The following is a 26,448-nucleotide window of genomic DNA, read 5'->3' as shown; positions in this document are numbered from 1 at the left end:
GTTACGGCGACGGCTACGTCCCCGGTCACATCCCCGGCTCGTCGGCCCGCTCCGGTCGTGCCGCCTGCCGCACGTCGGGCCGCAGGTACGCCCCGGCTCGGGCGGCGATCGCCGCCGCCCCGGCGGCGCGGTCCGCGGCGGCCTCGTCGATCGGTTCCCGGCTGGCGAGCAGGCGGTAGTAGAGCGGAGCGGAGACAGCCTTGATCACTTCGCGTCCGTCGGTGCCCTCGGGCACCTCGCCCCGGGCGATGGCCTGTTGCACGCAGGGCGCCCATTCCCCGATTCGTACGTCGTAGAAGCGGCGCAGGGCCCCGTCCGTCCGGTCGTCCCAGACGGCCGCCGCGATCACCGCCCGGAACAGTGCGCCCTGGCGAGCGTCGGAGAGCGTCCGCTGTACGAGCCGGGCGTTGGCCGTCAGGTCCCCGAGCAGCGTGCCGGTCTCGGTGCGGGGGAGCGACTGCTCGGCCATCTCCGTCAGGAGATCGGCGACGAGGCCGGCGGGGTTGCCCCATCGGCGGTAGACGGTCGTCTTGCCCACCTCCGCGCGGCTCGCGACGTCGGCGAGATCCAGGCGGGCGAAACCGTGTTCCGCCAGTAGATCACCGGTTGCCCGCAACACGGCAGCCCGGATCCGGGCGGTACGACCACCCGGGCGGGTGGTTCCCGGCCCGGCCTGTTCAACGGTCATAACGGGTCTCCAGTTCCATTAGCGGCCCGACGCGTGCTACGTTGGCGACAGCTTAACGGGACTGTGGATCCATTAGATCGGAGCACGACGTGGAATTCAGGAGACTGGGCGCGTCCGGCCTGCACGTGCCGGCGCTGAGCTTCGGGGCCGGCACCTTCGGCGGCGCGGGGGAGTTGTTCGGCGCGTGGGGGAACTCGGACGCCCGGGAGGCCCGCCGGCTCGTGGACATCTGCCTGGACGCCGGTGTCACGATGTTCGACACCGCGGACGTCTACTCCGACGGCGCCTCGGAGGAGGTGCTGGGAGAGGCCATCAAGGGCCGCCGCGACCGGGTGCTCCTCTCGACCAAGACCAGCCTGCCGACGGGTGCCGGACCCAACGACGCCGGCTCGTCCCGGGCCCGCCTGATCGCGGCCTGCGAGCAGGCGCTCCGTCGGCTCGGCACCGACCATATCGACCTCTTCCAGCTACACGCCTTCGACGCCGGAACGCCGATCGAAGAGGTACTGTCCACCCTCGACGACCTGGTCCGGGCCGGCAAACTGCGCTACGTCGGGGTCTCCAACTTCGCCGGCTGGGAGCTGATGAAGTCGCTCGGGGTGGCGGCCCGGCACGGCTATCCCCGCTACGTCGCCCACCAGGTGTACTACTCGCTCGTCGGCCGCGACTACGAGTGGGAGCTGATGCCGCTCGGGCTCGACCAGGGCGTCGGTGCGGTGGTCTGGAGTCCACTGGGGTGGGGGCGGCTCACCGGCAAGGTCCGGCGCGACCGGCCACTGCCGGCCGGAAGCCGGCTGCACCGGACGGCCGACTACGGCCCACCGGTACGGGACGAGTACCTGTTCCGGGTGGTCGACGCCCTCGACGAGGTGGCGCGGGAGACCGGCCGGGCCGTTCCGCAGATCGCCCTCAACTGGCTTCTCCGGCGACCGACGGTGGCATCGGTCATCATTGGCGCCCGCAACGAGACGCAGCTACGCCAGAACCTGGGCGCGGTCGGCTGGACCCTCACCCCCGACCAGGTGGCCAGACTCGACAGTGCGAGCGCCCGGACGCCGCCCTATCCGTACTTCCCGTACCACCGTCAGGAGGGCTTCGGCCGGCTCAATCCGCCGGTCGTGGGCGCCGGACGGCACGGCGGTGCGACCGCGCGCGAACAGGACGCCGGGCGGGCCACCGCAGCCTGACGACGACGCAGGGGCGGGTGTCGACACCCGGCGTTCAGGTGCGATTCCGTTGCCCCACCGGCTCGACACATCCGGACGCCATCCGCCGGCCATCTGAGGTCGATAAACCTGACGTTCATGATCGACAAAACGCTCGCCGCCCGTACCTGGATCGATCGCCGACGCTTCCTGGCCGGCGTTGCGGGTGTCGCCGGAGCCGCCGCCCTGGCCCAGCTCCCGGTGGACCGGGCGGTGGCCACACCTCGACCGGGCGGCGGAAACTATCCGTTCACGCTCGGCGTCGCCAGCGGCGACCCGACCGCGACCGGTGTGGTGCTGTGGACCCGGCTCGTGCCACGACCGTTCGAGCCCGGCGGGGGCATGCCGGGACAGGGGGTGCCGGTGCAGTGGCAGGTGGCCCGGGACGAGCGGTTCCGACATCTGGTACGCGAGGGCACGGCGTGGGCACTGCCGCAGTTGGCGCACTCCGTCCACGTCGAGGTGGACGGGCTGCGGCCGGACGGCGAGTTCTTCTACCGGTTCCGCTACCGCCACGACGTGTCGCCGACCGGCCGCACCCGGACGGCACCCTCGGCCCAGGCCGCAGGGGGCTCGCTGGCGTACGCGTTCGCCTCGTGCCAGTCCTGGGACAGCGGGTACTACCCGTCGTACCGGCATATGGCCGAGGAGGATCTCGATCTCGTACTGCACCTCGGCGACTACGTCTACGAGGGTGGGATCCCCGCCGACGGTGGCTACCGGCGTACCGCGACCCCGGAGGTGCTCCGGGCCGCCCCGCGTGACGTGACGCGCTGGCGGATGCAGTACGCGCTCTACAAGAGCGACCCCGACCTGCAGGCAGCGCACGCCCGGTTTCCCTGGATGGTCACCTGGGACGACCACGAGGTGCAGAACGACTACGCCAACACGCAGTCGCAGTACGAGGGGGACATCGGCGCGCTCCGGGCCGCCGCCTACCAGGCGTGGTACGAGCACCAGCCGGTCCGGACGCAGGCGATGCCGGGCGTACGGGGCCCCCGGATCTACCGCCGGCTGCGCTGGGGACGCCTGGCCCAGCTCGACCTGGTCGACGGACGGCAGTACCGCTCCGTTCCACCCTGCGGCTGGGGCGAGGCCGACGCCTGCGCCGACGCGTACGACCCGGCGGTGACGATGCTCGGCGCCGAGCAGGAACGCTGGCTCTACGCCGGCCTGGCCTCCTCGTCCGCCCGCTGGAACATCCTGGGCAGCAACGTGATGCTGGCCCGGCTCGACCACGACGGCGCGGCCGGCGAGCGGCTCTGGCACGACGCCTGGGACGGCTACCCGGCGGCCCGCAACCGGCTCACCGAGGCCTGGGTACGGCACGACGTCAGCAATCCGGTGGTGGTCACCGGAGACTGGCACTCGACGTTCGTCAACGACATCCTCCGCGACTTCGACGACCCGTCCTCGCCGGTCGTCGCGTCGGAGATCGTCGGCACGTCCATCTCCAGCAACGGTGACGGAGACGTGTACGGGCCCTACTACGGACCGATGATCAAGTTCAATCCGCACATCCGGTTCTTCGACGGCGACCGGCGCGGGTACGTGCGCTGCCAGCTCGACCGATCCGAGCTGCGCGCGGACCTGCGAATGGTCAGTACGGTCAGCCGGCCGGACGCCCCGGAGTCCACGTACGCCTCGTTCGTCGTCGAGAACGGCCGGCCGGGGGCGCGTCGAGTCTGAGCCCGGAACGGGGCCAGACCCGTTGGCTGATCGGAGCCGTTCGACCACCTGGAAGTCTCCTGGACAGGTCGCGAGCGGAAACACGATCCACAGGGTGGCCAGGTCGGGGATGCCGCCGACGTGTCGGAGCCGAGTCGTGAATAGCCGCCCCTCTCGCCGCGCACGGTAACCTCTGTCTAACATTTCGCGGCGGCGGAGGACGAGTGCGGCATGAAGAGAGTCGGGCCCGACGTCGAGGGGCACCTGGTCGATCTCGATGACATCCCGCTGGCCCAGGTGCTGCAGATGGACGAGGATGAGTCCGTCCTGGCCAACTCGATCCGGAGGGTCATCGATGCGGCCCAGCGGCATCCCCGGGACACCGTGGCGGCGTTCAACAACTACATCTGACACGCTGCCGGCACAGCCAGACGGGAACGGTGCGAACGGTTCCGACACTGCGGTCGGCACGCCGGTTCGGCAGGTGCTGCTCAAAATCCACAGTCGGTGCAACCTGGCCTGCGACTACTGCTACGTCTACCAGCACGTCGACCAGAGCTGGCGGGACCGGCCCAGGACCATGTCCCGGGCCGTCGTCGAGCTGGCGGCCACCCGGATCGGCGAGCACGCGCGGCAGCATCGGATCGGCCGGGTGACGGTCATCCTGCACGGCGGCGAACCACTCCTGGCCGGTCGGGAACTCGTCGGTCACGTCGCGCGGAGCATCCGCGCGGCCGTCCCGGCCAGCACCGTGGTCGATTTGCGGGTCCAGACGAACGGGGTACTGCTCGACGAGACGTTCCTCGACGTATTCGACCGGTACGACATCCGGGTCGGGGTCAGCCTGGACGGGCCGGAGGCGGCCAACGACCGACACCGGGTCTTCAGCGGTGGACAGGGCAGCCACCGAGCGGTCGCGCAGGCGTTGGAGCGGCTGAACCAGCACCAGTACCGGCACCTCTACGGCGGAATCCTCTGCACGATCAACCTGGAGAACGACCCGCTCGACGTGTACCGGAGCCTGCTGACCTTCGCACCGCCCCGGATGGACTTCCTGCTGCCGCACGGCAACTGGACGACACCGCCGCCCGGCCGGCGGACCGACAGCGCGGACACGCCGTACGCGGACTGGCTCCTCCCGATCTTCGACGAGTGGTACGCCACCCGGCCGCAACGGACCGGAATCCGACTGTTCGAGTCGTTGATCGATCTGCTGCTCGGCGGGTCGAGCGGTAGCGAGGTGGTGGGGCTCAGCCCGAGTGACCTGATCACGGTGGAGACCGACGGCGCGATCGAGCAGGGCGACGCGTTGAAGACCACGGAGGAGGGAATGGCAGCCACCGGCCTGCACGTCCGGTCGTCCACCTTCGACGAGGCGATCGCCCAACCCGCCTTCCGGGCGCGCCAAACCGGCCTGGCGGGACTCGCGGCCACCTGCCGGACATGTCCGCTGGTCCAGGTCTGTGGCGGCGGCCTGTACGCCCACCGTTACCGGGCCGCGAACGGGTTCGACAATCCGTCGGTCTACTGCCCCGACCTGACAGCACTGATCATGCACATCCGCGGCCGGCTGAACGCGGAGCTGGCCGTTCTGAGGAGTGTTCGTCAGACTGGCTGAGGGCTCAGGACTGCAGAAGGTCGATCTCGCACTCCGCCCGGTCCTTGGCCAGGATCGTCGCGGTGAGCGGGTGTTCCCGGCCGATGCCACGGGTTGCCCGTGCGACCAGGTCGGCGCGGAAGTCCGCCAACCCGCCGAGGTCGCCCACCGCCGCTCGACTCGCCGCCAGGTTGCATCCGGCGGTCAACAGGTCCGGATGGGTATCGCGGAAAATCCGTGCCATCCCGTTGTAAGCCGCTCGCTCCAATTCCCGCGCCGCCCCCGGATCGCCGAGGGCGAACCGGACGTTCGCGGTGATGACCAGGCACTGCAGGGTGTACGGGTGTTCGTCGCCCAGAGCGGCCCGCATCCCGTCGAGCGCGACGTCGGCCTCTCGGCTCGCGGTGTCCAGTTCACCGTTGCGGCGCAGGTAGATGGCGAGGTTTTCCCGCAGGGCCAGCACGTACGGGTGACTTCCGGAAAGAACGTCCTGCTGCCTGTCGACGCTGTCCCAGCCGAGTTCCAGTGCCTCCACCTGATTGCCCAGTGCGGACAGGGTCAGCGCGAGGGTGTTGGCGCAGGCGAGCCGGTCCGGGCTGGTTGCCGAGCGGGTCGCCTCGTAGGTCGCGTGGGTGCTCCGGGCCAGATCCAGTGCGGCGTCCAGCTGGCCCAGCCGCCGGAGGGTGGCGGCAAGCTCGACCAGGTTGCGCAGGGTCGACGCGTGATTGTCGCCGTGCACCTCGCGGTGCCCAGCCACGGCCGCCTCCAGGACGCGGCGAGAGGCGCGTAGGTCACCGGAGAGCCGGAGCACCCGACCGTAGCTCGTCGCCGAGAAGAGGGTGTCCGGAAAACGTTCACCGAGCACCCGGCGGCGCTCCTGGTACGCCTGCTCGTGCAGGCGCTGTGCCTCCTGGAAGTCACCCAGATTCTCAAGTGCGACGGCCAGGTTGTTCCTGGCCCGCAACGTCCGGCGGTGTTCTGGACCGAACAGCTCGATCGACTGCCGCAGGCCCTCCGCGTTGAGGTCGCGGGCTCGGCTGAACCCACCCGTGCTGAACAGGTCGGCGGCGAGCCCGGCCACGGACAGCAGGGCGTACTCATGCCGAAGGCCCACGGTCCGAAGGAGTCCTTCGTAGGCATCCTCGCTCAACCGCAGGGCCTCCTCGTATCTGGCCTGCGGGCGTAGGACGTTGGCGAGGAAGACCTTCGCGGCCAGCACTCTCAGGTCGTCCTCCGGGAATCTGTCCTTCCAGACATCGAGCGCCGACCTCAGCAGTTCAGCGCTCGTGGCGAAGTCGCCCCGGCGGTAGAGGTATCGCCCGATGTCGAGAACGAGCTGGCGGACGCCGTCGTCGGTCGACTCATGGGCCTGGACGGGGACGACGTGCGGCCACAGCCCCGCGAAGGCCGGCCAGTTGCCGGGCAAGTGGGGGTCGCCGGGGTTGGCGGCGGCCAGAATCTCGTGCACGTGTCGCCGATGCTGCTCGGCGAGTTCGTCCGACAGGCTGTGCCGGATGACCTCCGACATGAGCCGGTGCAGTTGGGCGCCGTGTCTCGGGTCGAAGGTCGCGAGGGCGTAGCGCTGGGCCTGCTCGACCACGCCGGCGAAGTTGGTGACGTCCCGCAGCGTCGCGTCTTCGCCGGCCACGATCTCGATCAGCCGTCGGCTGTAGAGCAGCGAGGCGGGGATCGGTTCCGGTCCGAAGAAGGCCAGCAACTCCATGAGCCGGGCTCCCGCCGGTTTCTCGTCGCGGAGCCGGTCGAGGGAGAGTAGCCAGGTCGCCGGCCCGGCCCGTTCGTACCCTGCGGGCAGGTTCTCGCCGAGCAGCCGGGTCAGCTGGCTGTCGAGCAGCGTGAGGTACCGGTCGACCGGCATCCTGGTCGCCGCGAGCCACGAACCCGCCTGTTCGACGGCGAGGGGCAGGTCACCGAGGCGCCGGGCGACCTGCTCGGCATCCTGCGGGGTCAGCGCCGGAATCCGGAGCCGGAGCAGTTCGACGCTCTCGTTCCGGTCGAACGGGCCGACCTCGATGAGCTTTCCCTGACTGTCCCAACCCGCACCCCGCGAGGTGACCAGGACGTGCACCGCTCGGCCGGGCAGGATCCCGGCCAGATCGCCTGGATCTCCGGCGTTGTCGAAGACGAGCAACCACCGCCGGTCCGCGGTAGACCGCTCCAGGACGTCGAGCAGCAGCCTGATCCGGTCGTCGGCCGTCTCGGTGTCCGGTACCCGCAGCTCGTCGGCCAGGTCGACCAGGCCGGCTCGGGCCATGCTGGCCTGTGCCGCCGAGATCCACCACACCGCGTCGTAGTCGGCGGCGAAGCGGTGCGCGTACTCGACGGCGATCTGGCTCTTGCCGACACCCGCGATGCCGGTGAGAGTCAACGTCGAGGCCGGGGTCGGAGCGGACGACAGATGGTCGCGGATCTGGGACAGCAGGTGGCGTCGGCCGGTGAAGCGGGCGTTGCGCAGCGGTAGCCGGGAGATCTGGGGCGGGGTGGGAAACCGTGGCGAGACGAGTCTTCCGGCGCCATCGGGCTCGGCGACCGGCCGGTTGAGCGTGGCCAACAGGCCGGCGCGGGCACCCTCCGCCGACATCCCGGACAACTCCAGCACCCCGAACCGTTCGAGCTGTTCCGGGGGCGGGGTGCCGTCCAGCGAGATGGTGAGCACGTTCGACCGGCCGCGTTCGGGTGCGGCCGTCGAGCGCAGGATCCATTCCGTTACTTCGGTCGGCAGGTGGTAGGACGCGGAGAGCAGCACGGTGACCAGGTCGGCGGCCTCGGCCGGTGCCGGCTCGGCCGGTCCGCCCGGTCCCGGTTCGGTGACCTCCCGCAGGATCGTCGGCAGTCCGACCTCCGCCATCACCCCGGCGACCCACTCGGCCCAGATCCGGTCCCTGGCCGCGTAACTGACCAGCGCCTGGGTCATCGCCCGGGGACGGGTCCGCTCGAACCGGGTCAGCCAGTGCCGCCGGGTCCCCTCCTCCAACGGGGCGAGCGGCCGCACGAGGTCACCGCCGACGACCGTGGCCAACCGTTCGTACGCGGCCAGCAGCGTTGTCGGCTGCCGGGCCCGGTCACCGAACACCGCCAGGATCTCCTCGTACGCGTAGAACAGCTTGTACGGGATCTCCACATCGGCCCAGTACCGCGCTTGGTCGTCCGGGCTCAGGTGTTCGAGGAACGGCGCGAACCGGAGCCAGGCGTAGTCCCGCCCGGCTTCGAGCTTGCTCTGCTCGCCATCCTCGACCCGCATCGGCACGGGCAGGATCCGTACCGGTTCGTTGGCCCGCAGGTTGCGGATGGACCGGGCGACCGCCACCGCGCCGTCGATGCTCTGGGTGCTGAGGGTGAAACAGTTCAGCACCGTGTCCGGCAGCAGGACGGTGCAGATGCCGGCGCTGTCGCTGAGTCCGGTGCGGCTGTCGATCAGGATGAAGTCGTAGTGGTCACGCAGGTTCTGCCGCAGTTCGGCCAGGAAGGCGGCACCGCCCAGCCGATCGTAGAAACTCGGCCAGTCGAAGGTGCTCACCGTCGCCGAGTACGTGGGCCCCTGACGCCCGGCGGGCAGGAGGTCGAGTTCGCCGCCGCTGAACCGCCAGCCGAGGGAGACCGCGTAGCGACGGACGTCCGGGCCCATCCTGGTCGTGGTCGTCGACTGGCCGGAACCCTGGACGACCGTGGCGGCGAAGTCCCGGACGAGGTCGATGACGCCGTCCGAGGCGTGCAGTTGCGGGTCGTCGGTGAGCAGGGGGTGGAAGAAGCGGTGCAATCCGGGCGACTCCAGGTCCCAGTCGACGGCGAGTACCCGGTGCCCGCTGCTGGCCAGGATCCAGGCGACGTTGGCCAGCGCCATCGTGCGTCCGGTGCCGCCCTTGTAGGAGTAGAAAGTGATGATATGCCCGGAAGATCGTCCCGAACCGGGTGTGGACACCATCCCAGCCTCCTGCTCAGGGTCCCTCGAGAATTGGTCGGGTAAGCCTCGGTATCGAGGTCTCGGTGTCGGGTGCGGCGGCGCGGGCGAAGACCCGGTTGCGGGCAACCTCCAGGACCACCTGCAGATCCTCGTCGAAGGACCGGTGGGTCAGGATGTCAGCCCGGTAGGCGAGTGGCTCTCCGCTCGCCACCCGGTGCAACATCACACTGCGCAGCCCGTCGGAGAGTCGTCGCCAGTTCCGGTGCGTCTCGTGATCCTCGTGGTTCCGGGGGACCATCGCGGCGGTGGCGGGAGCCTGCTGGGTCTCCTGTTCGGCCAGGGCCTGCCGGTAGTCGTCGAGTTGTGTCACCCAGGCGTCGACGAGGAGCACCACGATCGAGTCGCCGCCCGGGGGCGTGCCGGTTCCGGGTAGCAACGGCAGGGATGACACGTCCGAACTCAGGCCGCGCCTACCGGCTACCGCACGGGCGAAACTGGCCAGGGACTCCGGAAGTGCCGGCAGGTAGGGCGCCCAGTCGACCGAGGCCGCGCCGTAGAAGTGCAAATCCCGGCGGATCGCACTGGCCTCCTGCTGGCTGGGCGCGGCGATCACGAAATGGACGTGGTCGGATCGAGGACGGATTCGGGGCTCGTCCGCCGGCGGAGGGCCGGTCCCGGCGGTGCCGTGAAACGCGCTCCTGAGGCCGTGGAAGTCGATCCGAGGGTTGTTCGGCAGTGGTTCCAGCGGGTTGGTGGCGGCGTTCTCCACGATGCGGTCGGCGAGGATGCTGATCGCATCGATGTACTCGTCCTCGTTGCGGCGCAGCCGCATCAGCTGGCGCAGTCCGTCCCGCCGGTAGGCGTCGCTGAACACGTCGCGGTCGTACTGCACGTCCTGCACCGCGTCGGGTATCCGGCGGGGCGGCAGCCACAGGACCGGCAGCAGCGCGGCCGAGCGGGTCTCGTTCGTCTCCTCGTGCTGGCGCACGCGTTCGGCGAACAACTGCCATTCCCGGCCACAGGGTTCGCTGGCGAAGTAGCGGGGTGAGAAGAGCGCCAGGAAGGAGCAGGCGGTGGAGAGGGCGTCGACCAGGTCCGCCGACCAGGTCGCGCCGATCTCGATGCTGGTCTTGTCGAAGAAGCCGACCTCGGCGCCGCTCGCCAGGCCCGCGCGGACCCGGACCTCGGCGCACAGATCCTTGTAGAACCGCTCGACGTACGGGTCGTCGTCGCTGCGCGCGTAGCTGAGGAAGAAATGCAGGCGGCGAGGGCCCCCGGGCTGTTGCGGCGCGGTCACCCGAACAACCCCCGTCTCGCCGGCGGAAGAATCACGAGGCGGATGCGACGGCTGGCGACCGAACATCCGCACAGACATGATGCACGCTTCGGGCACGATTGCGTAGTGATTGGGTTACGGGATAGATTGGTGCGATCACACCAGACCGGATAAAGCGGCGCTGACCTGGCACGATTCGTATTGTGCAGTTGAGTTGATCAGTTACGAGCGGCCGTGCGGTAGTAAGGAGGTTGACGCCTGAGGCGATGCGTCCGGAGTCAACGGAGGGCAGCGTGCGCTGTGGACAACGCACAATCTTCCATTGCGCGCTGACCTGCGCGCACCGGCCGGATGTGGTGACACGCAGCCGCGGTACCTTGCGGCCGGCCCGTTCGTACCCCCAGAATGGGACCTCTGTCCCGACGGGGCCTCTTTGCGCAACGCGATCCAGGAAGCTCGACCGCATGATCCGCCCCTGCGGGAGGAGGAGCTGTTGACGCAGTTCTTCCTGAGCCGTGCTGCGGGCGACGACGACAGCTACGCGATTCGCTTCTTCCGGGATCTGTCGGCCAAGGTCAGGGAAATCTCGGGTGTGGACGGCGAGGTCGGATTCGTCGAATCGGCTGACAGTGGCAGCCGTTCATCCTGGTCCGCACCGGTCCGCAACGCTCTCGCCAGCTGCCAGGCGTTCGTCGCGCTCTGCTCGCCGCGCTACTTTCTCAGCGAGCGCTGCGGACGCGAGTGGTGGATCTTCGCTGATCGGCTTGAGCGGTACGCGAAGCAGACCGGCCAGCACCCTCCGGCGCTGCTGTCGGTGCTCTGGTCCGGTGGCAGCGGCATGGAGGGCACACCCGGCGACGGCGGTGAGGCGGTTCGCCAGCTTATCCGGCTGCGCAGCCACCGGCCGCGATACGAGGCGCTGCTGACCACACTGGCCACCCAGATCGTCCGCACCGTCGAGGAGCACCGCATCCCGCCGACGAGTCCCAACTTCGATCCCGAAAGCGTGCCGAGCGCCTTCGACTACGCGGGCGTGGAGTCCGCGATCCAGACGCCCTCGGCCAAGGATCTGGCCGAGGCCGCCACGCAGCAGGTGCACTTCATAGTGGCGGCAGGCACGCGTGCCGAGATGGGCGCGGTCCGCGACGACATCCGTTTCTACGGTGACCGGGGACAGGACTGGGCCGCGTACCGGCCGGCGGTGCCGGGCCCACTCGTCGCGCACGCCCGTGCGCTGGCCGCCGAGCGTCTCTTCCGGTCGGACGTCCTCGACCTCGACGATCTGTCCGCGCGTCTTGACCAGGCCCGCAGGAACAACGAGATCGTCGTCCTGCTGGTCGACGCGTGGATCACGAAGCTCGCCGCCTACCGGCGGATACTCGCCGAGTTCGACGGCCGGATGGATCCGAGTGTCGCGGTGCTGGCGCCGGCCAGCGGGACGGACGCGGAGACGGTCCGACACAGCGGGGAGCTTCGGGCCGGACTGGCCCAGACCTTTCCGCACAATCTCGCGCGTGGGGACCAACTGGTCCGTATCGAGATCGACAGCCCCGAATCGTTCGAGATCGACCTGGTGTCGGCGCTGGAGGAGGCGCAGAATCGCATCTTCAGCCGTGGACGGGTGTTTCGCAGGCCGGTCCAGGACGCGCCAGCCGACCGACCCATTCTGCAGGGTCCGTAACGGATCACTGATGTCTGCGTCCACGATGATCCGCAATTCGCCGTCCGTGGTCCGACGACACCGTCGGCCCGGACCCGTCCGGACGGGCAGTGCGCGGCCTTTCTACAATGAGCGTGACTCGCGTATGTTGCGCATACTGGGAACTCCTCGTCGTACGGCGATCCCCCACTCCGGTGTTGATCGGATATCCCGTTGCGTACGACGTGGGGTCCGGGGAGGGCCGGTGCTGTACTTTTTCTTGAGTTACGCGCACGGGGAGCGCGATGACAAGGTGCGCGTACAGCAGTTCTTCAACGACCTGAGTACGGAGATCCGCGTACTGACCGGTGAGGACGGTGGTACGGCCGTCGGCTTCCATGACGACGGTGCGCTGCGCATCGGGGACGACTGGCCACGGGAATTGGTCGAGGCGCTCTGCCGCGCCCAAACCATGATCGCATTATTCTCGCCGCGTTACTTCCGCAGTGAATTCTGCGGGAAGGAATGGGCGGTGTTCAGTACCAGGGTCCGTCGCTGGCAGCAGCGCGGCGGGAGTCGCCAGGCCCGGCTCATTCCGATCTTCTGGGTGCGGCGGACCCGGGTTCCGGATGCCCTCGAACACCTTCAGCACCGCGACGCGCGGTTCGGTGACACGTACGACCGGGAGGACCTGCGCGAGCTGCTCCGGGAGCACGCGCGCGGGCACAGCGGCGAGTACGAGCGGTTCGTCAGCGCCCTCGCCCTGATGATCACGGAGATCGCCGTCGACGGCACTCCGCTGCCCGAGTCCGATCCCCGCTCGGAGTTCCCGTCCGATCTGCGGGCGGTGGGCAGCGCATTCCATCCGTCGACCGACTCCGTCCGACCGGTCGGGTCAGCCGAGCCCGCACCCGCGCCGGAGCCCTCGACGTTGATCGGGCCTCGACGGCACGTCGACGTGCCGAAGGGGCCACCACCCCGGCCGATTCTCAGTCTCGAGGTCGCGGAGAACCAGGAGCAGCCCGAGCCGGGCGACTGGGCCGGGGAGAGCACGGGTGCCGCACCGCACAACATGAGGGGTGGTGGTCATGAGCGACCCTGAGGGTGCCCGGCAGCACGCCGGCAGGATCATCACCTTCTACTCGTACAAGGGTGGTACCGGCCGCACCATGGCGCTGGCCAACGTCGCCTGGCTGCTCGCCAACAACGGCCATCGCGTGCTCACCGTCGACTGGGATCTCGAATCGCCCGGCCTGCACCGCTACTTCCACCCGTTCCTGGTGGACAAGGAACTGCGTGGCTCGCACGGCGTGATCGACCTGGTACGTGAGTACGCCAGGGCGGCCACCCGGCCGGCCGAGGGCAGCTCGGAGGTGCTGAACCCCGTCGAGGTGTCCAACCTGGCCCAGATCCAGCGCTACGCCAGTTCCCTCGAGTTCCCGTTCCCCAACGACGGCGGGATCGACCTGGTGCCCGCGGGGCGGCAGGGTCCGGAGTATTCGACCCGGGTCAGCACGTTCAACTGGGACGACTTCTACGACCGGCTCGGCGGGGCTGTCTTCCTCACCGCGCTTCGCGAGGACCTGCGCAACCACTACGACTACGTGCTGATCGACAGCCGGACCGGGTTGAGCGACACCGCCGGCATCTGCACGGTGCTGCTGCCGGACGTGCTGATCAACTGCTTCACGATGAGCACGCAGAGCATCCAGGGTGCGGTATCGGTGGCCCGGTCGATCCGCAACCTACGACACGGGCAGCCGATCCGGATCTTTCCGGTGCCGACCCGGGTCGAGGACGGTGAGCAGACGAAGCTGGAACGCAGCCGTACCCACGCGCGGCAGTTGTTCGAGCCGTTCGTCCGGGCGTTGGACCGGCAGGACTCCGACAAGTACTGGGGCTCGGTGGAGATCCCCTACAAGGTCTACTACGCCTACGAGGAGATCCTGGCGGCGTTCGGTGACCGCCCCCGGCAGGAGGGGACGTTACTCGCGGCGTACGAGCGGCTGACCGGGATAGTGGTCGGGACGCCGGTCGAACTGCCGATCACCATGCCCGAGACCCGGCGACTGCGGTGGCTCGCGGACTTCGAGCGGCGTGCCCCGCTCAGCCCTGGGGAGCTGGTGATCAGTTACGCCCCACGGGACCGGATCTGGGCGGAGTGGGTGGCCGCCGAGCTGTCCCGGGTCAGCCAGCAGAGCCGCCTGGTCGAGCAGCGTGTGTCGGTGGAGGAGGTCGACCGGGCCGAGCGGATTCTCGTGCTGCTGTCGGAGGAGTACGCGCGTTCGCGGGAGGCGGCCCGACTATGGCGGCGCGGCCAGGAAAGGGAGTACGACGGACCGGGCCGTTTCCTCGTGCCGATCCGGTTCGACACCACGCCCACGCCCGCGATGTTCGAGGAGCGGGACGTGGTCGACCTGCACGGGGTGTCGGGGACACGCGCCCGGGAGGCCCTGCTGGCCGCCCTCGACCTGATGGACGTGTCGTCTCCGGGGGCGGGCGAGAGCCGGACCTGGCCACGGTTCCCGGCCGCGCTGCCGCCGATCTGGCGGGTACCGGCGCGGAACCCGGCGTTCACCGGCCGGGACGCGATCGTGGAGAAGCTGCGGAACCGGCTGCACCGGCACCCGACCGCCCAACCCCTGGCACTGCTCGGACTGGGTGGGGTCGGCAAGACCCAGATCGCCCTGGAGTACGCGCACCGGTTCGCCGCCTACTACGACATCGTCTGGTGGATCTCCGCGGACCAGCCGCAGATCGTCCGCGCCGAACTGGCCAAACTCGCCGGTCAGCTCAAGCTCGCCGGGTCGACCGTCAACGAGCAGGTCGAGGCCGTCCTGCAGGCGTTGCGCCAGGGCAGCCGGTTCCCCCGATGGTTGATCATCTTCGACAACCCGGAGGAACCGGAGCAGATCCGGGAGTTCCTGCCCGACGGTCCCGGCGACGTGATCGTCACGACCCGCAACCAGAGCTGGACCCATGTCGCCGAGTACCTCGAGATCGGGGTCTTCGAGCGGGCCGAGAGCGTCCAGCTGATCTCCCGTCGGGTACAGACCCTGATGCCGAGCGACGCCGAGGCCGTCGCCGAGCGGCTGGGCGACCTGCCGCTGGTGGTGGAGCAGGCGGCGGCCTGGCTGGCCACCACCGCGATGCCGGTACGGAGCTACCTGAACCTGTTGGACACCCGGCTGCCCGAGATGCTTGCGGAGAAGCCACCACAGGGCTATCCGCACTCGGCCGCGGTGACCTGGAGCCTGTCGATGGAACGACTCCGCAAGAGCCGGCCCGCCGCCGCCCGCCTGCTGGAACTCTTCTCGTTCTTCTCGCCGGAACCGATTCCGACCTGGCTGCTGTCGACGCCTCGGATGGTCGAGGAACTCGCGAAGGTCGACCGTGCGATGCGGGACCCGTTGCTGCACGGTGCGTTGATCCAGGATATCGGACGGTACGCGCTCGCCCGGGTAGATCCGGCAATCAACGCGATTCGGGTTCATCGGCTGGTACAAACGGTGATCAGGGACGCGATGAGCGTCGAGGCGAGGGCGGAGAGCCGGGTGCAGGTCCAGGAGATCCTCGCGGCCACGTCGGCGGCGAGGCAGGGCGGGGTGGACGACCGGGACAACTGGTCGACCTACGAGGAACTGCGCCCGCACCTCGAACCGTCCGGTGCGCTGGAGTCCCGGGACGACGCCATCCGGCAACTGGTCCTCGACATGGTGCGGTACCTCCGCCTCCGTGGCGACCTCGCCGGCAGCGAGGAACTGGCCGAGGCCGCCCTGAAACAGTGGTCCGCGACGTTCGACGCGGAGGACGCCCTGGTCCTGCGGATGCGCGTCCAGCTCGCCAACGCGCTGCGGGACGCCGGTCGCTCCCGCCAATCCCTCGCGATCAGCGAAGAGGTGTTGCCCCGCCTGACGGACATGCTGGGGGCGGACCACTTCTACACCCTCGAAGCGGCCGGCGGACTAGCCGCGGATCTCCTGAACTTCGGACGCTATCGGGAAGCGGCGGCGCTGACCCGGCAGAGTTGGGTGAGCTGGCGGAGCGCCTACGGCGACGACCATTTCCGGACGCTGATGGCGGCGAACAACGCCGCTCTGGCCGAGCGGGTCAACGGGAACTACCGCGAGGCCGCGCAGATCGATACGGACACGCTGCGCCGCCGGCGCAAGGTGCTGGGAGAGCGCGACTACTGGACGCTTTTCTCCGCCGTGGCGCTCGGTCGTGACACGCGTGCGCAGGGTGACCTGGGGGCATCTCAGGAACTGCTGGCGGCTGCCCTGCAGGACTGCCAGGCCCAACTCGGCGACGACGACCGGGTCAGCCTGTGGGCGGCCAAGAGCCTGGCGGTCACGCTGCGCCGGATGGGGCGACCCCGGGAGGCCGTCGCGCTGCTCGACGACAGCCTCCGTCGGTCGCAGAAGGCACTCGGGGAGCGGCATCCAGACTCCATGCAGTGCCTGCTGGAGTCCGCCTGCCTCCACTCCGCGCTCGGCGACCAGGCCCTGGCTCGGGTACAGGTGGAGGACGCGTTGGCGTACTTCCGCGACGAGTACGGTGCCGACAACCCGCTCGCGCTGGGTGCGGCGAACGATCTCGGCATGATCCTGCTCCGGGCCGGTGACCCCGAGGCCGCGTTGCCGACCCTCGAGGAGACCGCCGAGCAGTTCGCCGACGCCCTCGGCGACGACCATCCGTTCACACTGGCCTGCCGGCTCAACCTGGCGAACGCCCGCCACGTCACCGGCAGCCAGGCCGACGCCCGGCGCCTCGACGAGCGTACCCAGGGCAAGCTGGTGGAGCGGCTCGGCCGGAAACACCCGACCACGATCGCGGCGACCGCCAACCTGGCGATCAGTCTCCGGGACACCGGTGCGCTGCACGACGCGCGGCAACAGACCCAGAAGGCGCTCGAGTTGTCCCTGCAGGTACTCGGCGAGGAACATCCCAACACGGCCGCGATCCGTGATGGCCGGCGCATCAACATCGACATCGAATTGGAGCCGGTCTAGCGCAATGCCGTGGTCAGCCACTCGGCAACCGTCACCGGCGGGACCCGACCGCCGGCGGCGAGGTACAACCTGTTAACCAGTCCAGGATGGTCGATCAGGGATCTGGATACGACGGTCGGGTGGGTGGTGGCTCGCGCTGTCGCTACGACCAGTCGGACCCAAGCGTCCAGGTCGTCGGGGCGGATCCCTGCCATGTACGCCTGGACGGCGTCGTCGTACCGGCCGGCAAGGTAGGCGACGTCCCCCTGATGCGGAGTGGACACGGCAGCCTGTGCGGTGGTCGTGTGCATGCTCGACCGGATCAGGGTGGCGAGGGTCGGCTCGGACGTGGCCGGTGCCGGAAAAGGCGACCTCCCGGACACCAGTGCGTCGACCGGTTCGGCCGAGTCGGCCAGCCAGGCCGGCCGGGGCGCTGCCGCCAGCCGGGCGAGGGTCGACGGATCCGGTGTCGCGTTCAGCAGACGCCATCGCACCGCGTACCCGAGCGCGGCGTCGGTGGCGGCCCGGTCGATGTCCGGCGGCAACGGTTCCCCGGCCCAGGCTTCCAACCGGTCCCGCAACGGCGTGACGAACCCTTTGCCGAGTTCGGTCAGTTCGCCCGCGTTCAGGAGATCGTGTACCGCGAGCAGCGTGAGTCGGCGCCAGAGGGCGAATTCGAAGTGTGCGGTCCGAGCGGCTCTCGGATCCGCCGACAACAGACGGCGCCGTCGCCAGAAGTCGCAGACACCGAGGTGGGCGTAGGCGCCGTGGAGTGCGGCGGAAATTGGGCGAGGATCGGAGCGCCACGGAGCGATGTACCGGGCGACACCGTCCGATTCGTAGAGGGTGTACAGGTCGAGGATCGCTACCAGTTTCATGTGCTGGAATTCGTGGATCAGGGACAACGCCAGCGCTTCCGGTGTGGAACTCGTCGACACCGCCAGTGACCCGTACGCGTGGAACGACGTGGCACCCTGGCTCCTACCGCCATCCGACGGCGCGAGCGGCACGAGGGAGACGAGCGCCGCGCGCATCCCCTGCGCATGGTCGGAGTATTCCGTGTCCAGCACGGACCATGCCTCCCGGCACAGGCGGTCGAAGTGAAGCGCCGCCGACCCGTCGAGCCGTGCCGCCGGAGGCCACTGGTGGCAGTCCCGGTAGGGATCGAGGTCCTCGATCCGTACCGCGTAGCGGCGTCGAGGACCGTCGACCAGGATTCGCCGGACCGGGAGCCAGTGCGCCGACTCCCGCCGGAACGGACTGGCCACCACGACGGTGTGTAGCTCGCCGACGAAGGTCAGTGTCGCCCCCTCGCCGACCACGTGAATCCGGCGGCCACCCAGCCCCACCACCGCACCGAGCGTGGGAAGGGCCGCCACGCCGTCCCGGACCGGCAGCGTGATCTCGAAGGGCAGCCCGGCCTTTGCCGCGGCTGCGGCGGCGAGAGCGGTCAGGTACCCGAGTTCGTCCTCGATTCCCGGCGGCCTGGACAGTCCGGACCCGTCGACCGGGAGCAGCCGACGCAGACAGGAGCTGGCCCAGTTGTCGAGGTACGGGTGAGCCAGTACCGAGTGGACGGACTCCGGCCGGGCGGCCTCGGCCTCGCCGAGCAGTCGCGTTGCCTCGGCCACGATCGCGGCGATGTCGTCGCCCAGTTTCGCCGCCCGTTGTACCACCGCACGCAGTTGCAGTCTCCGTTTGGAGCGCTGGCTGGCGGAGAGGACCCCGATGGCGTGTCGGTCGCCATCCCCCTGCCCCAGTGCGACGAACTGCTCGATGGTCAGCCGATGAGGCCGAACCGGCCCATCATGCACGTGCCCGTAATACGACGTCATCGGCGCGCCCTTTGCACGGATCCCGAGGGTACTTCCTTGATCTCCAAGCGGTCCATCGGCGCGCCGCCCCGTCAACGGAGATCACCTATCCGGCGACGCCGCGATGGAGGGCTAGCCAGGTGGCCGCGAACGCGACCGCCGCGTTGACGGAGAACAGCCGGGCCTCCCCACCGCCCACGCCGCCGATCCGCACGATTTTCGCCGAGGTCGATTCGAAAGTCTGTCCGAGCTCCATGAAGTCGCCGTCGTCCAGGGTGGCCGCCTGGTATGTCGTCCACCGCCGGCCCTCTGGCGCCAGCACCACGCACCGGTTCGGCCGCCGCCCCAGCCCGGGCAGGCGGTACTCCGCCAAATGGAACGCGGTGCACTTGTCGTATCCAACGCCGAGCAGCAACGTGTCACCCCCGGCCGCCTCGATCGCGCCCAGCGGCGACTCCGGGCCGAGTTCCGAGGTGATCGGATGCCGGGCGGTCAACTCCCGGGCCCGGGCGCCGACCGCGGCGAACGAGGTCTGCGGATGGCCGCTGCGGAAGGCGCCAGGCCAGGTCCGGACCGTCTCGGCGATCAGTCCCAGCTCGCGGCAGGGTGTCACGGCCGGGTCGAACGCCGGAAGCTCGGCGCGGATCGCCGGCCACCACACCTCCGGTACCCGGTTGTGGGACCACCGGGACGGGTCGCGGTTTTCCCGGCTGAACGCCGGTACGACCAGCGTCCCGCCGTCACCCAGCACGTCGAGCAGGGCCCGGACCACCGTCGGGGCGCCGCCGCAGACCCAGCCGAGGGATCGGAGCGACGCGTGCAGCAGGAGGGTGGCCCCCGGGCGTACGCCCAGGGCGCGAAGGTCCCGGACGAGACTGCTCCGGGTCTGTGGCACCGGCTCGGTCATGCGACCGGAGTGTGCCAGAAACGACACTGACCGTCAGATGCCCTTGGGGTGCCAGACCGTCTTGGTCTCCAGGAAGGCGGTCATCCGGCCGATGCCGGGGTCGGCGGCCCAGTCGACCGGCCCGGCCGGGGGCCGAAGGACGCGCTTGAGGTTTCCGGCGGCGGCCCGCTCCAGTTCGGCGCCGAACTCCGGGTCGGTGACGCCGGTCAGGTCGAGCGCGTTCACGTCCATGTGCCCGGCCAGCCAGGACCCGGTCTCGGTCGGGCGGCCGGTCAGCAGGTTGACCACCCCGCCGGGCAGGTCCGAGGTGGCGAGCACCTCGGACAGGGTGATCGCCGGCAGCGGGCTGGTGTCGGCGACCAGCACCACCACGGTGTTGCCGGTGACGATTGCCGGTGCCACGACGCTGACCAGCCCGAGCAGCGCCGGTTCGGCGGGGGCGAGCACCCCGACCACTCCGGTCGGCTCCGGCGCGGACAGATTGAAGTAGGGGCCGGCGACCGGGTTCGCGTTGCCGTACACCTGGGTGATCTTGTCGGACCAGCCGGCGTACCAGACCCAGCGGTCGATCGCCTCGTCCACCTCGGCGGCCGGCACACCGAGCCCGACGAACTGGTCCCGTCGCCCCTCCAGCATCTCCGCGACCCGGTAGAGGACCTGACCCCGGTTGTACGCGGTCGTGCCCGACCAGCCCTTGACAGCCGCCCGGGCCGCCAGCACCGCGTCCCGGACGTCCTTGCGGGAGGCGAGCGCCACGTTCGAGTTCTGCACCGGATACGACCGTCCCGACTCGCTGCGCGGGAACTTCCCGCCGATGAAGAGCTTGTACGTCTTCCGCACGTCGACCCGCTCCGGCCGACCGCCGCCGTCAACCATCCCGCCACCGCCACCGTCAGACATCGAGGTACGCCTCCAGCCCGTGCCGGCCGCCCTCCCGGCCGTAGCCCGACTCCTTGAACCCGCCGAACGGCGAGGTGGGGTCGAACTTGTTGAACGTGTTGGCCCACACCACGCCGGCCCGGAGCCGGTCGGCCATCCACAGGATCCGGGAGCCCTTGTCGGTCCAGATCCCGGCCGACAGCCCGTACGGGGTGTTGTTGGCCTTCTCCACCGCCTCGGCGGGGGTCCGGAAGGTCAGTACCGACAGCACCGGTCCGAAGATCTCGTCCCGGGCGATCCGGTGGGTCTGGCTGACTCCGGTGAAGATCGTCGGGGCGAACCAGAACCCCCGGTCCGGCAGTTCACACGGCGGGGACCACCGTTCGGCGCCCTCGGCCGACCCGATCTCGGTCAGCGTGCGGATCCGCTCGAGTTGGGCGGCCGAGTTGATCGCGCCGACGTCGGTGTTCTTGTCCAGCGGGTCACCGACCCGTAGCTGGGCCATCCGCCGCTTGAGCCCGGCGAGCACCTCGTCGTACACCGATTCCTGGACCAGCAGCCGGGAGCCGGCGCAGCAGACGTGGCCCTGGTTGAAGAAGATGCCGTTGACGATGCCCTCGACGGCCTGGTCGACCGGCGCGTCGTCGAAGACGATGTTCGCCGCCTTACCGCCGAGTTCGAGGGTGAGCCTCTTGCGCGTGCCGGCCACCGACCGGGCGATCTGCCGGCCGACGTCGGTGGAGCCGGTGAACGCGACCTTGGCCACGCCGTCGTGCTCGACCAGCGCCTGCCCGGTCGCGCCGGCCCCGGTGACGATGTTGACCACTCCGGGCGGCAGGTCGGCCTGCTGGCAGATCTCCGCGAAGAGCAGCGCGGTGAGCGGCGTGGTCTCGGCCGGCTTGAGCACCACGGTGTTGCCGGTGGCCAGCGCCGGGGCGATCTTCCAGGCGAGCATCAGCAGCGGGAAGTTCCACGGGATGACCTGACCGGCCACGCCCAGCGGGCGGGGGTCGCTGCCCAGGCCGGCGTGGCCGAGCTTGTCGGCCCAGCCGGCGTAGTAGAAGAAGTGCGCCGCGACCAGCGGAATGTCGACGTCCCGGGATTCCCGGATCGGCTTGCCGTTGTCCAGCGACTCCAGTACGGCCAGTTCGCGGGCGCGCTCCTGGATGATCCGGGCGATCCGGAACAGGTACTTCGCCCGGTCCCGTCCGGGCATCGGCCCCCACACCTCGTCGTACGCCCGCCGCGCGGCCCGGACCGCCCGGTCGACGTCGCCGGGTCCGGCCTCGGCGACCTCGGCCAGCACCTCCTCGGAGGCGGGGTTGATCGACTTGAACGAACCGCCGTCGCCGGGCTCGACGAAGTCACCGCCGATGAACAGCCCGTACGACGGTTTGAGGTCGACCACCGAGCGGGACTCAGGGGCGGGAGCGTATTCGAACATCGTCAGTCCAGGGTGAAGTAGTCGGGACCGGAGTAGACGCCGGTGGTCAGCTTGGTGCGCTGCATCAGCAGGTCGTTGAGCAGGCTGGAGGCGCCGAACCGGAACCAGTCCGGGTGCAGCCAGTCCTCGCCTGCGGTCTCGTTCACCAGCACCAGGTACTTGACGGCGTCCTTGGTGGTCTTGATGCCGCCCGCCGGCTTGACCCCGACCTGCCGGCCGGTGGCCTCCCGGAAGTCGCGTACCGCCTCCAGCATCACCAGGGTCACCGGCAGGGTGGCCGCCACCGGCACCTTGCCGGTCGAGGTCTTGATGAAGTCGGCGCCGGCCAGCATCGCCAGCCAGGAGGCCCGCCGGACGTTGTCGTAGGTGGCCAGCTCGCCGGTCTCCAGGATGACCTTGAGGTGGGCGTCGCCACAGGCCGCCTTCACCGCGACGATCTCGTCGTAGACCTGCTGGTAGCGGCCGGAGAGGAAGGCACCCCGGCTGATCACCATGTCGATCTCGTCCGCCCCGCCGGCCACCGCGGCCCGGGTGTCGGCGAGCCTGACCTCCAGTGGCGCCTGTCCGGACGGGAACGCCGTCGCGACGCTGGCCAGGTGCACCCGGCCGGTGCCGCCGACCGGAGGCCCACCGGCCGCCGGGCCCCCGCCGTCGACGGGCTCGCCGAGCAGGCCCATCCGGCTCCCACCGGTGGTCGGGCGGCCCAGACCGCTCGCGGCACCCCAGAGCGCGGATGCGGCCACCGGAACCATCGTCGGATAGACGCAGAGCGCGGCGACGGCCGGGCACGACGGGTCTGCCGGGTCCGGACGCAGCGCCTTGGCGGCCAGCGCGCGGACCTTGCCCGGCGTGTCGGCGCCCTCCAACGTCGTCAGGTCGACCATCCGGATCGCCAGATCGATCGCCCACGCCTTGGCGGTGGTCTTGATGGAGCGGGTGCCGAGCATCGCCGCCCGCTGCTCCGCGCCGACCTGGTCCACCCCGGGCAGGCCGTGCAGGAAGGTCCGCAGGGTCGCCTCGGAACGCCCCACCTCGGACAGGTCGGACCGGGCCGACGTCGTTGTCGCCGTCATGCCGGCAAGTCTACGCACCGGTACGCCCGTGTGATCTTGGCCATAGTCGGGTGCCGGCCGGTGCCCGTCGGTAGCCGGGTGGCGACCGCCGGATTCGGCCGGGCGACGGTTGCTAGTAGGTTGAGCGACCGTGGACGTACTCGTCGTAGACCATCCCGTGGCCCAGACGCGGCTGACCGTGATGCGTGATGCCCGGACCGACTCGGCGTCGTTCCGGGCCGCACTGCACGAACTCACCACCATGCTGGTGTACGAGGCCGCGCGGTCGCTGCCGGTCGAACGCTTCCCGATCGACACTCCGGTGGCGCCCACCGAGGGGATCCGGCTGGCGAACCCGCCGCTGCTGGTCCCGGTGCTCCGGGCCGGGCTGGGCATGGCCGACTCGGCGTTGGCCCTGCTGCCCGAGTCGTCGATGGGCTTCGTCGGGCTGGCCCGCGACGAGCACACGTACGAGCCGCGCGCCTACATGGAGTCGCTGCCCACCGATCTGACCGGTCGACCGGTGCTGGTGCTGGACCCGATGCTGGCCACCGGCGGATCGCTGGAGCACTGCTGCCGGCTGCTCGCCGACCGGGGCTGCACCGACATCACCGTGCTCTGCGTACTGGCCGCGCCGGACGGCATCGCCCGGCTGGAGCGCTCCGGGCTGCCGCTGCGCCTGGTGACCGCCGCGATCGACGAGCAGCTCAACGACAAGATGTTCATCGTGCCGGGGCTCGGCGACGCGGGTGACCGGCAGTTCGGCGGAATGCCCCGGTTCTGACCAACCAACGGGGACGACCGACCGACTCGTCGGCGGTCACCCGGTGATCGACATCAACCTCTTCCGGGGTGGCCCGAACGGCCGGATCAACCACGGACGTGACACCGCCGGCCGGGACGCATGCGCGACTGGCGCGAAACGGCTACCGTCTCCGGCCATGACTGGTGTTGGGTTGGCCGAGGAGTTGCTGCTACTCGGCTACGACGATAAATCCGGCAAGGCGACCGGGTCACGGATCGGACTCGACCTGGGAATGGCCGCGGCCGTGCTGGTCGATCTGGCGCTCGCCGGCCGGGTCGCCTTCTCCGACGGCTCGATCGTGGCCACCGACGCCACGCCGATCGGCGATCCGATCGCCGACGCCGTCCTCGCCCGGATCGCCGCCGACACCCCACACACCCCGGCGTCGTGGGTGCAGCGGCTGCGTCACGGGCTGCGCGACCGGATCCTCGGCGGGCTCTGTGAGCGAGGGGTGATCAGCGACGTCGACGAGACCGAACTCGGCTACATCCACATCCACCGCTATCCGGTGCTCGACCCGTCAGTGGAGGCCGAGATCCGTGGTCGGCTTGCCGACGCGTTGACCGGGGAGCGGGTGCCGGACGAGCGGACCGCCGCGCTCGCGGCCGTGATGGCGGCGATCCGGGTGCAGCCGAACCTGGGACTGACCGGGCCGGCGGCCGAGGACGCCCAGAAGCGGCTGGCGGAGATCGCCCGGGGTGCGGGCTTCACCGACGGGGGCGGCCTGGAGGAGTCCACGATCCGGCCGTCCGTGGCGCTGGTGATCGCGGCGCTCTCCCGGGCCATCCAGACAGCCCTGGGCACCCGGGCCTGACCGCCGCCGAACCACGTACCGGCCCGTCCGTCGGACGGGCCGGCGCGAGGGGCTACCAGATGCCCAGGGCTGCGGCGGTCTCGGTCCGCAGCGCGCGGACCGACGCGGCGGCGCGTTCCCGGGCCGCCGCCACGTCGTCGTCGACGACCGGTTCCACCACTTCGAGGTACGCCTTCAGCTTGGGCTCGGTTCCGGACGGCCGGACCACCACCCGGGCCGAGCCGGTACGCAGGATCAGCACGTCCGCCGTCGGGGCGAGGTCCTCCACCGAGGTCACCGGCTCGTCGAGCAGGGTCTTCGGGGTCTTGGACCGGATGTACGCCATCGTGGTCCCGATCTCGCTCAGGTCGTCGACCCGGACCGAGAGCTGGTCGGTCAGGTACACGCCGAGCGCGCGGGCCAGTTCGTCGAGCCGGTGTGCCACGGTGAGCCCCCGCGCCTTCAGCCCCGCCGCGAGTTCGGCGAACATGAGTGCCGCGCTGATCCCGTCCTTGTCCCGGACATGTTCGGGGGAGACGCAGTAGCCCAGGGCCTCCTCGTAGCCGTACCGCAGGGGCTCGCCGTCGGCCGCCTCGGCCCGGACGATCCACTTGAACCCGGTGAGCGTCTCCGCGTACGGCAGGCCGTCCGCCTCGCAGACGGCACGCAGCATGGACGAGGAGACGATCGTGGTGGCGAAGAGTCCGGCCTGTCCCCGGGAGATGAGATGGTCGGCCAGCAGTACGCCCACCTCGTCGCCGTGCAGCATCCGCCAGCCGCGCGCCGGGTCGGGGATCGCCACGGCGCACCGGTCGGCGTCCGGGTCGTTCGCGATCGCGATGTCGGCGTCGATGGTCCGGGCCAGCGCGAGCAGCCGGTCGGTGGCGCCCGGTTCCTCCGGGTTCGGGAACGGGACGGTCGGGAAGTTCGGATCGGGTTCGGCCTGCTCTGGCACCACCCCGGGGATGGCGAAGCCGGCTCGGGCGAATACCGAGGTGAACACCGCCGCGCCCACCCCGTGCAGCGGCGTGTACGCGATGCGGAGATCGCGGGACGACCGCTGGTCGACCAGTGCCGCGGTCTCCTGGACGTAGGCCGTCACGACCTCGTCACCGAGCACCTCGCCGGGGTGAGCCAGCGGCACCGCCGCCAGCGGCCCGACCGCTCGGATCGCCTGCTCGATCTCGGCGTCGACCGGCGGCACGATCTGGGCGCCCGCGCCCAGGGGACCGCCGAGTTCGGCACCGAGATAGACCTTGTAGCCGTTGTCCTGTGGCGGGTTGTGGCTGGCGGTGACCATCACCCCGGCGACTGCCTTGAGGGCCCGGACGGCGTACGCGAGGATCGGGGTGGGCAGGGGCCGGGGGAGCACCAGCGCCGGCCGTCCCGCCCCGGTGGCCACCCGGGCGGTCCGCTCGGCGAACGCCTTCGAGCCGTGCCGGGCGTCGTACCCGATCAGCAGTGGGCCGGCGGCGTCCTGGGCGGCGAGCCAGCCGACCAGCCCGGCCGCGGCCTGGGTGACCACGGCCAGGTTCATCCCGTTGGGCCCGGCCCGCATCGGTCCACGGAGCCCGGCGGTGCCGAAGGTCAGTGGCCCGGCGAACCGGTCCGCCAGTTCGGCCGCGCTCGCCGGCAACCGGTCGAGTACGCCCCGCAGTTCGTCCCGGGTCGCCGGGTCGGGGTCGTCGTCGAGCCAGGCCTGGGCCCGGCCACGCAATTCGGCCAGCTCGTCGGGGGGTGCCTGCCGCTGGTTTGGTTCTGCCGCCATCGG

Annotated in this window: 18 protein-coding genes; 9 read left to right on the top strand and 9 right to left on the bottom strand. The window is 70.1% G+C overall.

The features are described from left to right. Positions 1-25 precede the first annotated feature (25 nt). Complete coding sequence (locus ACFP2T_RS02130; RefSeq protein ID WP_377416649.1) at positions 26-688, bottom strand: TetR/AcrR family transcriptional regulator; 663 nt, start codon at positions 686-688, stop codon at positions 26-28. 89 nt (positions 689-777) lie between these two features. Between ACFP2T_RS02130 and ACFP2T_RS02125 the strand changes: the two genes are divergently transcribed. From ACFP2T_RS02125 to ACFP2T_RS02110, 4 genes are all read left to right on the top strand, one after another. Next, positions 778-1,875, top strand: coding sequence for an aldo/keto reductase (locus ACFP2T_RS02125; protein ID WP_377416647.1), 1,098 nt, complete (start codon positions 778-780; stop codon positions 1,873-1,875). Positions 1,876-1,992: 117 nt separating this feature from the next. Further along, positions 1,993-3,582 (top strand): alkaline phosphatase D family protein, encoded by a 1,590-nt coding sequence (locus ACFP2T_RS02120; protein ID WP_377416645.1) that lies wholly within the window; start codon positions 1,993-1,995, stop codon positions 3,580-3,582. Positions 3,583-3,792: 210 nt separating this feature from the next. Next, complete coding sequence (gene fxsA / locus ACFP2T_RS02115) at positions 3,793-3,972, top strand: FxSxx-COOH cyclophane-containing RiPP peptide (protein WP_192766891.1); 180 nt, start codon at positions 3,793-3,795, stop codon at positions 3,970-3,972. A 73-nt stretch (positions 3,973-4,045) separates the two neighbouring features. After that, positions 4,046-5,179 carry an FxsB family cyclophane-forming radical SAM/SPASM peptide maturase gene (locus tag ACFP2T_RS02110; RefSeq protein WP_377416642.1) on the top strand — a complete coding sequence of 378 codons (1,134 nt, stop codon included), beginning with the start codon at positions 4,046-4,048 and terminating at the stop codon, positions 5,177-5,179. Between the two features lie 4 nt (positions 5,180-5,183). Here ACFP2T_RS02110 and fxsT (ACFP2T_RS02105) read toward each other — a convergent pair whose 3' ends face one another. Together fxsT (ACFP2T_RS02105) and ACFP2T_RS02100 are read right to left on the bottom strand one after the other, a co-directional pair. Next, a complete protein-coding gene (gene fxsT / locus ACFP2T_RS02105; protein ID WP_377416640.1) occupies positions 5,184-9,098 on the bottom strand; it encodes an FxSxx-COOH system tetratricopeptide repeat protein in 3,915 nt (1,304 codons plus the stop codon). Between the two features lie 13 nt (positions 9,099-9,111). Continuing rightward, a complete protein-coding gene (locus ACFP2T_RS02100) occupies positions 9,112-10,374 on the bottom strand; it encodes a TIR-like protein FxsC (protein WP_377416638.1) in 1,263 nt (420 codons plus the stop codon). Between the two features lie 472 nt (positions 10,375-10,846). Here ACFP2T_RS02100 and fsxC point away from each other — a divergent pair, with 472 nt between their 5' ends. The 3 genes from fsxC (at position 10,847) to fxsT (ACFP2T_RS02085) (ending at position 17,004) form a co-directional block, all read left to right on the top strand. Beyond that, the gene (gene fsxC, locus ACFP2T_RS02095) at positions 10,847-12,034 is read left to right on the top strand and encodes an FxsC protein (protein WP_377416636.1); all 1,188 of its coding nucleotides are present in this window, start codon (positions 10,847-10,849) and stop codon (positions 12,032-12,034) included. A 223-nt stretch (positions 12,035-12,257) separates the two neighbouring features. Further along, a complete protein-coding gene (locus ACFP2T_RS02090; RefSeq protein WP_377416634.1) occupies positions 12,258-13,094 on the top strand; it encodes a TIR-like protein FxsC in 837 nt (278 codons plus the stop codon). Continuing rightward, positions 13,081-17,004 (top strand): FxSxx-COOH system tetratricopeptide repeat protein, encoded by a 3,924-nt coding sequence (gene fxsT, locus ACFP2T_RS02085; protein WP_377416632.1) that lies wholly within the window; start codon positions 13,081-13,083, stop codon positions 17,002-17,004. The genes ACFP2T_RS02090 and fxsT (ACFP2T_RS02085) overlap by 14 nt, the downstream gene beginning before the upstream one ends. Here fxsT (ACFP2T_RS02085) and ACFP2T_RS02080 read toward each other — a convergent pair. The 5 genes from ACFP2T_RS02080 to deoC form a co-directional block, all read right to left on the bottom strand. Next, a complete protein-coding gene (locus ACFP2T_RS02080) occupies positions 17,001-18,818 on the bottom strand; it encodes an HEXXH motif domain-containing protein (RefSeq protein WP_377416630.1) in 1,818 nt (605 codons plus the stop codon). The genes fxsT (ACFP2T_RS02085) and ACFP2T_RS02080 overlap by 4 nt on opposite strands. Positions 18,819-18,903: 85 nt before the next feature. Then, on the bottom strand, positions 18,904-19,704 hold the full coding sequence (locus tag ACFP2T_RS02075) for an AAC(3) family N-acetyltransferase (RefSeq protein ID WP_377416628.1): 801 nt from the start codon (positions 19,702-19,704) through the stop codon (positions 18,904-18,906). 33 nt (positions 19,705-19,737) lie between these two features. Then, entirely contained in the window at positions 19,738-20,580 is an 843-nt protein-coding gene (locus tag ACFP2T_RS02070) for an aldehyde dehydrogenase family protein (protein ID WP_377417837.1), read from the bottom strand. Between the two features lie 16 nt (positions 20,581-20,596). After that, positions 20,597-22,027, bottom strand: a complete 1,431-nt coding sequence (locus ACFP2T_RS02065; RefSeq protein ID WP_377416626.1) for an aldehyde dehydrogenase family protein — start codon at positions 22,025-22,027, stop codon at positions 20,597-20,599. Between the two features lie 2 nt (positions 22,028-22,029). Then, a complete protein-coding gene (gene deoC, locus ACFP2T_RS02060) occupies positions 22,030-23,100 on the bottom strand; it encodes a deoxyribose-phosphate aldolase (RefSeq protein ID WP_377416624.1) in 1,071 nt (356 codons plus the stop codon). A gap of 130 nt (positions 23,101-23,230) precedes the next feature. Here deoC and upp point away from each other — a divergent pair, with 130 nt between their 5' ends. Together upp and ACFP2T_RS02050 are read left to right on the top strand one after the other, a co-directional pair. Further along, positions 23,231-23,863, top strand: a complete 633-nt coding sequence (upp, locus tag ACFP2T_RS02055) for a uracil phosphoribosyltransferase (RefSeq protein WP_377416622.1) — start codon at positions 23,231-23,233, stop codon at positions 23,861-23,863. Positions 23,864-24,020: 157 nt separating this feature from the next. Beyond that, complete coding sequence (locus tag ACFP2T_RS02050) at positions 24,021-24,698, top strand: GOLPH3/VPS74 family protein (protein ID WP_377416620.1); 678 nt, start codon at positions 24,021-24,023, stop codon at positions 24,696-24,698. 52 nt (positions 24,699-24,750) lie between these two features. Here the strand turns inward: ACFP2T_RS02050 and ACFP2T_RS02045 are convergent, their stop codons facing one another. Next, entirely contained in the window at positions 24,751-26,445 is a 1,695-nt protein-coding gene (locus tag ACFP2T_RS02045; protein ID WP_377416618.1) for a phospho-sugar mutase, read from the bottom strand. Positions 26,446-26,448: the final 3 nt, after the last annotated feature.

The organism is Plantactinospora solaniradicis, assembly GCF_042658085.1.
Classification (GTDB): Bacteria; Actinomycetota; Actinomycetes; order Mycobacteriales; family Micromonosporaceae; genus Plantactinospora; species Plantactinospora solaniradicis.
The sequence above is the reverse complement of the archived record's forward strand: the minus strand, read 5'-3'. Positions and strand labels throughout refer to the sequence as shown.